The sequence below is a fragment of the Pseudolabrys sp. genome (genome assembly GCF_035943735.1).
GTDB lineage: Bacteria > Pseudomonadota > Alphaproteobacteria > Rhizobiales > Xanthobacteraceae > Pseudolabrys.
In genome coordinates this window covers 129,457-142,670 of sequence record NZ_DASZBV010000021.1, presented here as the reverse complement: position 1 = coordinate 142,670, position 13,214 = coordinate 129,457, and the positions used below count along the sequence as shown (strand labels likewise).

Sequence of the window (13,214 nt, the reverse complement as noted above, 5' to 3'; positions counted from 1 at the left end):
CTGCTCCCGGATGAAGGAAACGCCCCGTCGCGGCGGACGTTCCGCCGCATTGGAACTTTTCAGGCCGCCTTCGCCAAAGCGCGCGCCCCCACCTTCAGGTCGGCGACGAACTGCTTGAACAGCGCGTGGCGATCCGCCTCCTCCGGCGCGCGCAGGATGGCGGAGGGATGGATCGTCGCCAGCATGCGGCCGCCGTCCTCGAGCGGCGTCACGCGGCAGCGGATCTTGCCGATGGCGAGCGGCCTGCCGGAGACGCTGCGCACCGCGGTGGCGCCGAGGGCGACGATGATCTCAGGCTTTACCAGCTTGCGCTCGATATCGAGCCACCAGTGGCACCGGTCGATCTCGTGGGCGTTCGGCCGCTTGTGCAGGCGGCGCTTGCCGCGCGGCTCGAATTTGAAATGCTTGACCGCGTTGGTGACGAAGACCGCGTCACGGTCGATGCCGGCCTCGTCGAGCGCCTTGGCCAGCATGACGCCGGCCGGCCCGACGAAGGGATGGCCCTGGCGGTCTTCCTGGTCACCGGGTTGTTCGCCGACCATCATCAGCCGCGCTCGCGCCGGCCCCTCGCCAGGGACGACCTGCGTCGCGTTGCGATAGAGCGGACAGCGCGTGCACGCGGCTTCCGCGGCGCGCAGCGCCTTCAAGGAGCGGATGGCGATGGTCCGTTCGGCCACGCGTGCCTCCTGCCGCGGCAACGGGGTCGCGGCTTTCGCCGTTCCACGCGCCGCGGCGAAGGCCGCCGTCTAATTGGCCAGTGCCTTGCGCTCGGCGTAGGTCGCGGGTGCGCCGAATTCCGCCGACAAAGCGGTGGCGGCGGCGACGATCTCGTCGCGCGTGCGCGCGATGTGCTCCTCGGTGGCCCGCATCGCCGGCATCGAGGCGCCGATGCCGCCGATCACGGCGCCGGCCTGATCGCGGACGGCGGCGCTGATACAGACCACGCCGGGGATGTGCTCTTCGCGGTCCACGGCATAACCGTCGCGACGCACCGCGTGCAGCGCCTCGCGCAGCGCACCGAGATCGGTGATGGTGCGCTCGGTGCAGCGCTTGAGCTCGCCGGCGAACACGCGGTCGATCTCGCTGTCAGGCAGCCAGGCGAAGACCGCCTTGCCGACCGAAGTCGCGTGCGGGAAGGCGATCCTGCCGGTGCGGCCGGTATCGACGCGCACGGCGTGACGCGACTCGCGCACCGCGAGAATGACGATGGAGTCGCCCTGCAGCGCGGCCAGATGCACGGTCTCGCCGCTCGCGGCGTTGATCTGCTCCATGTAGGGCTGCGCGCGGCGCGGCAGGTCGACCTGCAGGCAGGCGTGGCCGAGATCGATGATGCGGCCGCCGAGCGCATAGAGCCGCCGGCCCGGTACCTTGGCGGCGAAGCCGCGCTGGATCAAAGTCGCCAGCAGATGATGGCAGGTGGAGATATTGAGGCCGGTGCGGTTCGACAGATCGGTGAGGGTCGCCTCACCGCCGGCCTCGGCGATCGTTTCCAGCAGGTAGAGCGCGCGATCGACCGACTGGATGTTGTGACGTTCGCCTTCGACACGCGCACGCGGTGCGCGAGCCTTGGACCCGGGCCCGGGCAGTATTTTTGCTTCCATGTTTGTTTTCTCCCTGACCGTTAGGGAACGAGCAGACGGAGGGAGAGTCAACACTCTTTTTTCAGCAGGGGAACGCCGAATTTCATAATATGAGATGCGGCCGCGGGACAGGCAGTTCCGGACACCGGAAACCTCAGCCGGCGGCCAGTCCGAGCTCGATCTCGATGGCCCCGCACAGCATCTGCCCCAGCATGATGTGCATCTCCTGGATGCGCGCCGTGGTGCTGGACGGCACCAGCAGCACGTGCTCGGCGAGGCCCGGGAGATCGCCGCCACCCTTGCCGGTGAGCGCGGCCGTGACGATACGCATCGTCTTCGCCTGCTGCAGCGCGGCGGTGACGTTCGGGCTCTTCCCCGAAGTCGAGATGGCGATGGCGACGTCGCCCGGTTTGCCCAGCGCCTCGATCTGCCGCGCGAAGATGCGCTCGAAGCCGAGATCGTTGCCGGCGGCGGTGAGCGCGGAGGTGTCGGTGGTGAGCGCGATGGCGGCGAGCGCGGCGCGGTTCGCCTTGTAGCGGATCGTCAATTCGGTCGCGAGGTGCTGCGCGTCGGCGGCGCTGCCGCCATTGCCGAAGAACATCAGCTTGCCGCCGCCGCGCAGCGAGGCGACGCAGGCCTTCACCAGCGCGGCGAAGGCGTCGCCGAGCGCGGCCTCGGTGCGGCGCGCGACGTCGTGATGTTCGGCGAATTCGGCGGTGAAGAAGGCGGCGAGATCCAAGCGCTGAGCTCCTGCGGTCCGGCAGCGCTGCTGCGGCGCGGCAACCTACCGGGCCGCCCTGCCCGACGCAACCGGCTGTCTCCCGACCTCGACGCAACGACCCGCTTCCATATGCAGTATCCGATCGCACAGCATGAGGCTTTCGGCGCGATGGGCGATGATGACGGTGGTCAAACGCGGAGCGAGCGCGCGCAGACGTGTGAAAATCTCGCGTTCGCCGGCGACGTCCACGGCGCTGGTGGCTTCATCGAGGACGAGAACGTGCGGCTTGCGCAGGATTGCCCGCGCCAGCGCGATGCGCTGGCGCTCGCCGCCCGACACCAGGATGCCGCGCTCGCCCAGCATGGTGTCCAGGCCCTGCGCCATCCGCCGCACCACGCCATCAGCGCCCGCGAAGCGCAGGGCATCCCACACATCCGCTTCGCTCGCCTGCGGGTTCGCCCAGGCGAGATTGCGACGCACCGTGTCGTGGAACAGGAACGGATCCTGCGAGACATAGCCGACCCGTTCGCGCCAGCCGTTCAGCACGGAGCCGTTCAATACTACGCCGCCGACGGTGATCCGTCCGCGCTGGGGCGAATACAGGCCAACCAGCAGATCCGCCAACGTAGTCTTGCCGGCGCCGGACGGACCGCCGATGCCGACACATTCGCCCGGTGCGATGACGAGATCGACGTCGTCGACGCCGCGCGGCAAATCCGACCGATCGTCCGCCTCGGCGTGGTGGAAGGAAACGTGCTTGAAAACGATCGGCCCGTTGGCGAGTGGCGCCGCTTGCGCCCCACCTGGCGGCTCCCCTGCCATCGCCGTTAATTCTGCCTCGAGTTCTCTCACCATCTCATACGCCGGCAGGACGTTGGCGAGCTGTTGAACGGATTGTTGCACCTGACCGACAGGACCACTCATCCGAGTCATCACAACGACCAGCGTGATCAGTGTCGGCGCATCGATCGCAAAGGCGCCGTAGCCGACGAGCACGACCGCCACGCCGATCAGTCCCGTCGCCGTCGACAGCACAATACGATGGCGCGACTGGTCGCGCGTGAAATCGATTTGCCGCCGCGCAAGGTCCTGCAGCGTCGCCCGGAACTCTGCGATGAAACCTGCCTGCAAATTTTGGCTCATCGCCAGCTTCAGGCCGCCGAGGAATTGCGTGGCGGATTCCATGAGCGCCAGATTTGCCCGACCGGACCTCTGTCCGAAGGTGCGTGCCCGCCGCACAAACGACACCAGGGCGATGCTGCCGACGGCCAACAGCCCCACCATGAGGACGGCCAGAAGCGGGGCCAGAAGAAAGACCAGCACGCATTGACTGACCAGCATGACCGCGGCGACGACGCCTTGCAGTAACAGCGTGGCAATCGCGGCAATCCGCTGAACATCCCCGGCGATCGCCTGGACGACACGCGCGTGCTGCAACCTTGCGATTTGACTCCATTGTGCGCCGGCCAGACGCTCGGCAAGGCGCAGTCGCTGGGCTTCGGAAAATCCAATCCGCAGGTCGGCGACGATCCGGTCCCGAAATGAAACAACGACGGCGCGCACAATCATCAGTGCGCCGAATAGCCCGAGCAACAGAGCAAGCTGACCGAAAGGCTGACGAAGGCCAAAAAAATGAAATACGGCGTTTGCCGTTTCGCTGAGTCTGCCCGATGGCGTGCCCATCACCACCGAAATCAGCGGAACAATCAAGGCAAGACCAATTCCCTCAAATAACGCGGCAAGCGTCATTGCGACGGCGGCATTCGCAGCCTTCTTTCCCGCAAACGCAGCAAAGTCGGAGACAAACTGACGCAGACTGGACGCCGTCGAAGCCTTGCCTGGTGCTGATAGAACACTCATGCGATGATGATCATTGCAGCCGCAGCTGATTCAAGGTCGGCCTTGCAAAAAGACGTTTATTCGACCGTCCCCCGTCCACTGCCCCGACTTCCAGACGACCGGACGTCCTCGCGCACCATCTCCGTGACGAGTTCGCGAAAGCTGACCGTGTGCGACCAGCCGAGCTTCCGCCGCGCCTTCTCCGGGTTGCCCAAAAGCTCGTCGACCTCGGTCGGCCGAAAATAGCGCGGATCCACGCGCACCAGAACGCGGCCGCTTTTGGTGCAGACGCCGCACTCGTCGACGCCGGAGCCGGTCCAGCGCAGGGAAATGCCGACCTCGGCGAAAGCAAGCTCGACGAACTCGCGCACCGAATGCGCTTCGCCGGTCGCCAGAACGTAATCGTCCGGCTCGTCCTGCTGCAGCATCAGCCACATGCCCTCGACGAAATCCCGGGCGTGGCCCCAGTCGCGCCGCGCATTCAAGTTGCCGATGTACAGGCACTCGTCGCGTCCGGCATTGATCGCGGCGACCGCGCGCGTGATCTTGCGCGTGACGAAGGTCTCGCCGCGGCGCGGACCTTCGTGGTTGAACAGAATGCCGTTCGACGCATGGATGCCGTAGGCTTCGCGGTAGTTCACCGTGATCCAGTACGCATAGAGCTTGGCGGCCGCGTACGGGCTGCGCGGATAGAACGGCGTCCGCTCGGTCTGCGGCGTTTCCTGGGCCTTGCCGTACAGCTCCGAGGTGGACGCCTGATAGAAGCGCACCGTCTTCTCCATCCGGAGAATGCGGATGCCTTCGAGCAGGCGCAGGGTGCCGAGCGCGTCGGCGTTCGCCGTGTATTCCGGCGTTTCGAAGCTGACCTGGACGTGGCTCTGCGCCGCGAGATTGTAGATCTCCGACGGCCGTGTCTCCTGCAGGACGCGGATCAAATTGGTGGCGTCGGTGAGATCGCCGTAGTGCATGAAGAAGCGCACGCCGGGATCGTGCGGATCGACATAGAGATGATCGACTCGCTCGGTGTTCAGCGAGGACGAGCGGCGCTTGATGCCGTGCACCACATAGCCCTTGGACAGCAGCAGCTCGGCCAGATGGCTGCCATCCTGTCCGGTGATGCCGGTGATCAGTGCGACACGATCTCTCATTCATTCCCTCGTATGAATATGGCCGGCGGGCAGCATGCCCCGCTTTATCGCGTGGCCGGCACCGGCGAGCGCGGCGTGGCCGGATCGCCGCCCGACGTCAAAGACGTGTTGTCGGCATGCAGATAGGCCGCATAGGTCGACCTCAGGCCGTCGCGCAACAGCGTGTGTGCGCGCCAGCCGAGCTTCGCCAGCCTGCGCGAGTCGAGAAGCTTTCGCTCCATGCCGTCGGGCCGGCTGGTGTCGAAGTCGATGCGGCCGCGATAGCCGACCACGTCGGCAACGAGCCGCGCGAATTCGGCGATGGAGACTTCCTCGCCCGATCCGACATTGAGAAACTGCTCGTCACTGTAATGCCGGAGCACGAACACGCAGGCGTCGGCCAGGTCGTCGACGTGCAGGAACTCGCGCCGCGGGCGGCCGCTGCCCCAGACCGCGACCGAGGCTGCGTCCGAGAGCTTGGCCTCGTGGAAGCGGCGGATGAGCGCCGCCGGCACGTGGCTCGACTCCAGGTCGTAGTTGTCGCCCGGACCGTACAGGTTGGTCGGCATGAGGGAGATGAAATCGGCGCCGTACTGCCGCCGGTAGAACTGCGCCAGCTTCATGCCGACGATCTTGGCCAGCGCATAGCCTTCGTTGGTCGGCTCGAGCGGGCCGGTCAGCAGCATGTCCTCGGTGATCGGCTGCGCCGCCGCCTTCGGGTAGATGCACGACGAGCCGAGGAAGAGCAACTTGCGCACCCCGGCCGCGTGGGCGGCGCCGATCAGGTTGAGCTCGATGCGGAGATTGCTGACCAGAAACTCGACCGGGTGCGCGGAATTGGCCGCAATGCCCCCGACCATGGCGGCGGCCACGACGACGGCGTCCGGCCGCGCACGGCGGACCCATGCCTCGGTCGTCGCACGGTCCTCAAGATCGAGCGCGGCACGGTCGGCCGTGAGGACCTCGCAAGGCTCGCTGCCGAGGCGCCGGCACAGCGCGGCGCCGACCATGCCGCGGTGACCCGCGACATAGATGCGCTTGCCGGAAAGATCGAACATCGGCGGGCCCTCGCCTCCTACTGCATCAGGCTTGTCCACCGCCCGATCTCCTGTCCCATTGTCATCAAAGTCATCGATCTTTCAACGGCCGATACTTCCGCCTTCGGCCGCGCACCGCCTCTCTTTTACACGTTCGGCCAGCCTCACGGACCGGGAAACAGGGCGTTCGTCCGACCGAGAAGCCGGTACGCGATCAAGCCGATCCATTCGTGGACAGCGGCATCTGTCCGTATCACGCCGCCTTCGATGGAGTTGGACAGGTGCCCGGCATCGGCCGGGCCCGTGGTGGTGTAGTCGACCGGATAGGCTTCGACCGGAAACCCGACATGCCGAAACGCGCCGACGGCGCGCGGCATGTGCATGGCAGAGGTGACCAGGACCCAACGCTGTCCCGCCTTGGGCTCGAGCCGGTCCTTGGTAAACGCGGCGTTTTCAGCCGTGCTGCGCGAACGGTCTTCGATAATCAGCCGCGCGCGCGGCACGCCCATCTGTTCGGCGAACCGCGCGGAAATGTCGGCCTCGCGCGGTTTGCGCGGATCGACATCGCCGCCGGAGAAAACAAGGAGCGCATTCGGGAATCGATGCGCGAGCAGGATTCCAGCCGTCACGCGTTCGGCACCTCCGGACAGCGCAAAGCTGTGGCGCGCCTTCGAGATGTCGGGATCGAGCGCGCCGCCGAGCACAATAATCCCGTTCGGCGCGGATGGGCCCTCCGTCCACGGCGGAAAGCGCTGCTCCAATGGCAATGTGAGCGCCACCCCCACCGGAAGAAAACCGATCGCCGCAAGCAGCAGAATGCTGCTCGCCATTAACACTTTGGCGGCACGATCTTGGCGCGACGCGAGCATGGCGACGCCCACAACACCCAGCGCTACAAGAAAGTGCAGCGGAATAAGAAAAAACCCGAAGAACTTCGACATCAAATAAAACATGGACCGCGACGCCTCTGTCTGGGCATGGTGCGAAGGCAACGGCGCGGGCGAACCCATGTTCGGAGCCGAAAGGATTCGGCCCGTCGAACGATCACTCCGTGCTGGCTGAGACGTCCCGCCGCTGAACCACCACGTCCCCGAGCACCAGCATATCCATTTTGGTGCGCAGAAAGCAGTCGAGGGCTTCTTGAGGGCGGCAGACCACCGGCTCGTTCTCGTTGAAGGACGTGTTTAGCACTATCGGCACACCAGTCATTGCCCGGAATGCTTCAATCAGCCGGTAATAGCGGGAGTTTGTCTCACGGGTGACCGTCTGTAGCCGCCCCGAGCCGTCGACATGCGTCACCGCCGGGATCTGCGCGCGCCTGTCGTCGCGGATCTGAAACACCTGCATCATGAATGGAACCGCATCGTCCTCCTCGAACCAGTCGGCGACATGCTCGGCAAGCACCGATGGCGCAAACGGGCGGAACGACTCCCGACGCTTGATTTTGGAATTCAGGATCGCCTTCATGTCGGCGCGGCGCGGGTCACCGAGGATGGATCGGTTGCCGAGCGCTCGAGGGCCCCACTCCATTCGACCCTGAAACCAGCCGATCACCTTGCCATCGGCAATTGCCTGCGCCGTGCGGCGGCACAGTTCGCCCTCATCGGTGATCTGCTCGATACTGCATCCGGCATCGGCGATATTCTCTCGATGCATGGCCAGCAATTGGTCGATCTCGGCCGGGGTCGCCGACGGGCCCCAATAGGCATGGTCCATCACGAAGGCCCGCCGCCCGCCCTGCCGATGCCAGACGGCAAAGGCCGCGCCGATTGCGCCGCCCGCATCGCCGGCCGCTGATTGCACGTACACCCGCCGGAACGGGGTCATTCGCCGCACCTTGCCGTTCGCCACCGAATTCATCGCGCAGCCGCCGGCGAGCGCAATGTCGGCCATGCCGTAACGCTTTTGCAGCGTACCGATCAGGTGGAAGAACGCTTCCTCGTACATCGCCTGAGCCGACCGCGCGATGTCGCGGTGCCGGTCGTCCAGGGGGGCGGCGGGATCGCGGCGCGGCCCCAGTAGATCCTCCAATGCAGGCGTAAACAGGTCCTTGAATGCCGGCGCCCCACCTTCCCACTGAAACGAAATCGACTCACGGTGATGCCGAAAATAGAAGAGATCGAGGCGATAGGAGCCGTCATTCTCGAGTCGCACGATCTGGCGCATCTGCCGGAGCCATTTCGGCGCGCCATAGGGCGCGAGGCCCATCACCTTGTACTCGTCGCCGTAGTGCGGAAAGCCGAGATATTGCGTGATCGCCTGATAGAAAATGCCGAGCGAGTGCGGAAAAAACACACGGCCGTCGACCGAAATGCCGGCGCCATGCCCGGCGCCCCACGCACCCGAGGCGAAATCGCCGAAGCCATCGACCGAGACCGCCACCGCGTCGGAAAAGGGCGACACGTGGAACGCCGACGACAGATGTGCGAGATGATGCTCGACGCGGTGGATCGCGCCGTTGAAGCGCTGTGCGGGAAATTCCCGATCCAGCGTCTCCGCCATGCCTGTCCGCGCCTTGCGGTTCTTCCAACGCGAGACGATCAGCCCCGGATCGGGCCGATGCAGCAGGAGATAGGCGAGCTTGCGCGCGACGTGCGCATTGCTGTCCTGATTGACCGCAATGGCGTCGACGGCCGAGAGATCCACACGCGCCTCGCTGAGGCAATAGGCGATCGCCTGCGACGGAAAGCCGGCCCAGTGCTTCTGCCGGCGGAAGCGCTCCTCCTCGGCGGCGGCGATTAGCCGGCCGTCCTTCACCAGGGCGGCGGAAGCATCGCCGTGAAACGCGTTCAGCCCGAGGACGATCATCTACGGAATCGGAATATCCGCTTCACTCTGAATCGATCTAAGCACCGTGCTTCGTTCTCAAGATCTCCCGCGAACGCCCTCTGAGTTCGGGCGAGACAAAAATCGAATCGGCCCAGGTCATCCTTCCGGTACCCCCACTGAATCCGACATTATACATACCGTGGATCGAATATCCGAATTGCGCCAAGAAGCTGCAAATATCGCCAAACAACGGCTGATCGTCATAAAATGGCAAGAACCAGACTTCGCTATATATTAAATCCACCGCCGCATTGGCGAGCATCTTCGCCGCGCCGCGGAGCGCTCCAAGCTCGCCGCCTTGAATATCCATTTTGAGTATGTCGATTCTCGACACCGACTCTTCGCTGCACACCGAATCGATCGTTTGACAACCGACCTCTATGATCTTCGTCGGGCTCTGAATAGACCGATAGGAAGAGGGTATGGATTCGACGCTCGAACGCAGCAAAGACGAGGTATCGATGTTCCTATTCACGTGAAAATGACGATTCCCCGGCGACTCGTCGACCGCAACTGGATGGACTTTGACGTTGTTATCCGCGGAGAACCTGTCTTTTATTTTCACCACTAAGTCGGGGATCGCCTCGAAACAATGGACCGTCGATTCCGGAAACAGCTTGCGATATTCAGCAACCGTTGATCCGTTGTTAGCGCCGATATCGAAAATGATGCGAACGTCTCGATCACTCATCAGTTCCGCTTGATCGGGAAACGCAAATGCTTCGGCCCGGTTTATAGCAAAGCCCGAACGCTGGGCAAAAAATCGCGCCCGCTGCAATGCGTTGCGAACCAGCTTGTTCATGCCGGGGGAAATCCGGTCGTACGTTCCTCGGCCTCGGTCAATTTGGCGTCGACGAGCGTCCTGTACCAAAAGGCCTGCAGGAAATGAAAGACGAAGCCGGCGCGGCCGTCGAGAAAGCCCAGTTGCAGGAAATAGCGGTAGAACCAGTAGAGAAAGGCGCGCAGGAAGCGCGGACTGCGGCCATAGACACGGTCCTTGAGGAAACGCTTGCGCGCGATCGCCTTGCCCGCCCGCTCGGCATCGCGCGTGGGCACGCCCGCGCGAAGCGCGGCAACTTCCTTGCTGGCGTACCGGTTATGCTTGTCGATCCAGAAATCGAGACCCTTATGGTTTTCATCGATGAAATCGTACGTCAGCCGCTCGATACGCCCGCGCGAGACGAGCATGTGCTCGTCCATGTCGCGGTCTTCGCAGACCGCCGCGCCACGCCGCCAGACCCGCAACAGCCAGATCGGGTAATAGCCGCCGTGCCTAATCCAGCGACCCCAGAAATACACCCGCCGCTTCAGCATCAGGCCGGTGACATCGCTCGGAAGCCGCGGTAGCGCGGCGCGCAACTCGTCGAGCAACTCGGGCGTAAGACGTTCGTCGGCATCGAGCCGCATGACCCATTCCGTCCGGATCGGCAGGTTCTCCAGCGCCCAGTTGAGTTGGCGCGCATGCGTCGTGAACGCGTGCTCGACGAGATGGCAGCCGGCGGCCCTGGCGATCTCGGCGGTCCGATCGGTACTGCCCGAATCGATAATAAACACCTCGGCGCCGAGGCCAGACAGGCTCCGCAAGGCGACCGGCAGGTTCTGCTCTTCGTCCCTGGTCAGGATGAGACAGCTCAGACTTAACGACGTGACCCGCTCCTTCCCTGTCGGTCATGGTCGCTCAAGACCTCTCGGTATACGGTGAGCAGGGACGAAGCATGCGCATCCCAGCTGAATCGCTCGCGGACGGTCTCCGCCGCCGCATAACCGACGGCCTGCATGTCCGTGCGACGTCCCGCGATGTCGCAGATGGTGCGGACCAAATCGTCCACGCCGCACGGCTCGACGAGGAAGCCGTTGCGACCGGATTCGATGAACGTCGATGGGCCCTGCCCTTTCACGCCGATCGCAACTAGCCCCGCGGCCATGGCCTCGAGGTAAGCGATACCGAATGCCTCTCGATAAGACGGCAAGACGAACACGTCTGAATCAGCGAGCAGTTCGAACACGCGGCGCGGGGGCTGCGCCCCAATGAAGCGAACTTTTTCGGTCAACCCGAGATTCTCGCTCAGCGCCGTCAAATCGCTCCGCTGGGAACCGGCCCCCACGATCGTATAGTCCCAATCTTGCAATCCCCGTCCGCGAATGCAGGCGAGGGCTCGAAGCGTGATATCGATCCCTTTGCCCTCATGCAGGTTCGAGACGCTGATGAACCGAATTGGCGCATCCGATCGGAGCAGAGGCCGAACCCGTGCAGGAAGTTCGGAGACGTCAAATCCGTTAGGCACTATACGAAAGTGGTCGTCCCATCCGACCAATTCTTTGAAGAACGCCCGCAACGGTTCACCAACCAGCGCGATTCGATCGGCGCGGTTCAATGCCAGACTGATTCGTTTTCGCTGCTTTCCCGCATGCAAGAAATGGGGATCCGTGTTGATGCCATGCAGCGTTACAATGCTCCGTAACCCCAACGCATGCGCCGTCTGCACGGCGGGTGGCGACAAGCCCTCCGTGTGAATATGTAGAAGCCGAGCCCCTGTTCGCCGAAGCGCCATCGCAAGTGCACGGGAGAGCGTGAAATCGATCGAGCGGTTGCTCAAGTTTCGAAAATGCGCGCCGGGAACGACTGCGTAACGCAGGCATGTAATCGACCCGAATTCTTGAAATGCGCCGAGCTCGACGTCGCCGCGCATCCACTCTGGAGGAAGATGACGCAGGCCTCTCGGCAGCCATGGCCGGCAAACGACCACGTGAACCTGGAGCCCGCGTCGTGCCATCGCGGCAGCCGATTTGTAGACGTAAGCCGCGTTGGAATCCGCCGGGCGGTTCGGAAACCATGGCGTGACGACAAGCACGGCAGTCGCGCTGCCGGCCCGATCTGACTCGGGCGCTCGCGCCTCGGTCATGGTCACGCGAGGCCCAACTGCCGAAAGAGAAAGTCGAAGCGATGCGCCCAAGTATGCTCGGTCAGAACACGTCTGCGGCCCGCCTCGGCAATGGCGCTACGCGCACTCTCGTTCGCCAAGTAGTATTTGATCTTGTCGATCAGCTCCGCGGGCGTTCGCCAGGTTTCAATCTCTAGGCCGATCTCGAAAAGCCCGGCGTGATCCTCCGATTCCTCCACGAGGTGGAAGCCCCCAGCGGCGGGGACCTCGAAGTCCCGCAGCTTCACTTGATTTATACCGGGCCGGTTCGGATCCTCTCCGATCATCCGCGTGATGCCTATGTTCACTTTGGAGCGCCGAATTAGGTCCGCCAGAGCCGCTTCAGGCACCGAACCGTGTTGAGCCGATCGGCTCAAGGTCGAACGCTCGGACGCTGGCGCCAACACGACTCGTTCCGCCAAGGATCGAAAGAGCCCGGCGGCGCCCTCGGTGCGCAACCGCGCCCAACCATAGTGATAGATGTCGGAAAAAGTCTTTTCGAGGCTACGCGCCGGCCGCGATACCCGCTGCTCCGCCCAGAGGCGACCATAGACGGCCAACGGAATGCCGGCGCGCTCGACTTCGGACAGAACCCGGATGCGATAATCCATCGGCGTACCGACGAACGTCACCGGAGCGGCCGGAACAAACTCGGTTTCTCCCGATGCGAGCGGTTCTCGCGCCGCCATCGGAAAATACAGAACGCGCGCACCGTACCGGACCAAGCCATCCATATTTGCGCGCTGGGCGCACAGCATCAGGCTGAAGTACGGAGCGGTTCGCGTTTGCCGGTACCATTGATTGATCATATCTACGTTATAATTGACGAGCGGAAGGCCAAGCGCTTCCAGCCGACGCGCATACTCGATCGTGAGGAAATCGTCGTATACATAGCAAAATATCAGATCCAGGCCCTCGCCCTCGATCAGGCGCCGCGCGTGGTCCAGCAAGTCCTGGTTTTTCGCGATGCGCTCGAGTTGCCGAGAGCGGCCGTAGAAACCGCCCACTGCCGGGCCGGTGACGAATATCTCGACCCGATGCCCTTGCTCAATGAGACTTCGGACGATGTGCGCTTTGGACCAAGGCTCCCCGTCGGTGACGACCAGAACTCGCATGCACCTGATGGACGCGGGGCCAGTCTTCTGCGCTTCGCCGGACCG

Annotated in this window: 11 protein-coding genes and 1 pseudogene; all 12 read right to left on the bottom strand. The window is 63.8% G+C overall.

The genetic code is table 11. The features are described from left to right. Positions 1 to 59 precede the first annotated feature (59 nt). Positions 60 to 701, bottom strand: a pseudogene (locus tag VGV41_RS16360) (UdgX family uracil-DNA binding protein); the annotation flags it as partial. Positions 702 to 746: 45 nt separating this feature from the next. After that, positions 747 to 1,601 (bottom strand): IclR family transcriptional regulator, encoded by an 855-nt coding sequence (locus tag VGV41_RS16355; RefSeq protein ID WP_326864984.1) that lies wholly within the window; start codon positions 1,599 to 1,601, stop codon positions 747 to 749. Between the two features lie 133 nt (positions 1,602 to 1,734). After that, positions 1,735 to 2,319, bottom strand: coding sequence for an SIS domain-containing protein (locus VGV41_RS16350; RefSeq protein ID WP_326864983.1), 585 nt, complete (start codon positions 2,317 to 2,319; stop codon positions 1,735 to 1,737). 45 nt (positions 2,320 to 2,364) lie between these two features. Further along, entirely contained in the window at positions 2,365 to 4,161 is a 1,797-nt protein-coding gene (locus VGV41_RS16345; RefSeq protein ID WP_326864982.1) for an ABC transporter ATP-binding protein, read from the bottom strand. Between the two features lie 56 nt (positions 4,162 to 4,217). Beyond that, a complete protein-coding gene (gmd, locus tag VGV41_RS16340; RefSeq protein ID WP_326864981.1) occupies positions 4,218 to 5,288 on the bottom strand; it encodes a GDP-mannose 4,6-dehydratase in 1,071 nt (356 codons plus the stop codon). 44 nt (positions 5,289 to 5,332) lie between these two features. After that, the gene (locus VGV41_RS16335; RefSeq protein WP_326865112.1) at positions 5,333 to 6,325 is read right to left on the bottom strand and encodes a GDP-L-fucose synthase; all 993 of its coding nucleotides are present in this window, start codon (positions 6,323 to 6,325) and stop codon (positions 5,333 to 5,335) included. Between the two features lie 143 nt (positions 6,326 to 6,468). Then, positions 6,469 to 7,257: a YdcF family protein gene (locus VGV41_RS16330; RefSeq protein ID WP_326864980.1), complete on the bottom strand. Its 789-nt coding sequence runs from the start codon at positions 7,255 to 7,257 to the stop codon at positions 6,469 to 6,471. Between the two features lie 91 nt (positions 7,258 to 7,348). Then, a complete protein-coding gene (locus VGV41_RS16325; RefSeq protein ID WP_326864979.1) occupies positions 7,349 to 9,112 on the bottom strand; it encodes a carbamoyltransferase family protein in 1,764 nt (587 codons plus the stop codon). Between the two features lie 37 nt (positions 9,113 to 9,149). Then, positions 9,150 to 9,935: an FkbM family methyltransferase gene (locus tag VGV41_RS16320; protein WP_326864977.1), complete on the bottom strand. Its 786-nt coding sequence runs from the start codon at positions 9,933 to 9,935 to the stop codon at positions 9,150 to 9,152. Further along, positions 9,932 to 10,753 carry a glycosyltransferase family 2 protein gene (locus VGV41_RS16315; RefSeq protein WP_326865111.1) on the bottom strand — a complete coding sequence of 274 codons (822 nt, stop codon included), beginning with the start codon at positions 10,751 to 10,753 and terminating at the stop codon, positions 9,932 to 9,934. Before VGV41_RS16315 ends, VGV41_RS16320 begins: the two co-directional genes overlap by 4 nt. Positions 10,754 to 10,770: 17 nt before the next feature. After that, a complete protein-coding gene (locus VGV41_RS16310; RefSeq protein WP_326865109.1) occupies positions 10,771 to 12,036 on the bottom strand; it encodes a glycosyltransferase family 4 protein in 1,266 nt (421 codons plus the stop codon). Between the two features lie 2 nt (positions 12,037 to 12,038). Next, the gene (locus tag VGV41_RS16305) at positions 12,039 to 13,169 is read right to left on the bottom strand and encodes a glycosyltransferase (protein WP_326864976.1); all 1,131 of its coding nucleotides are present in this window, start codon (positions 13,167 to 13,169) and stop codon (positions 12,039 to 12,041) included. Positions 13,170 to 13,214: the final 45 nt, after the last annotated feature.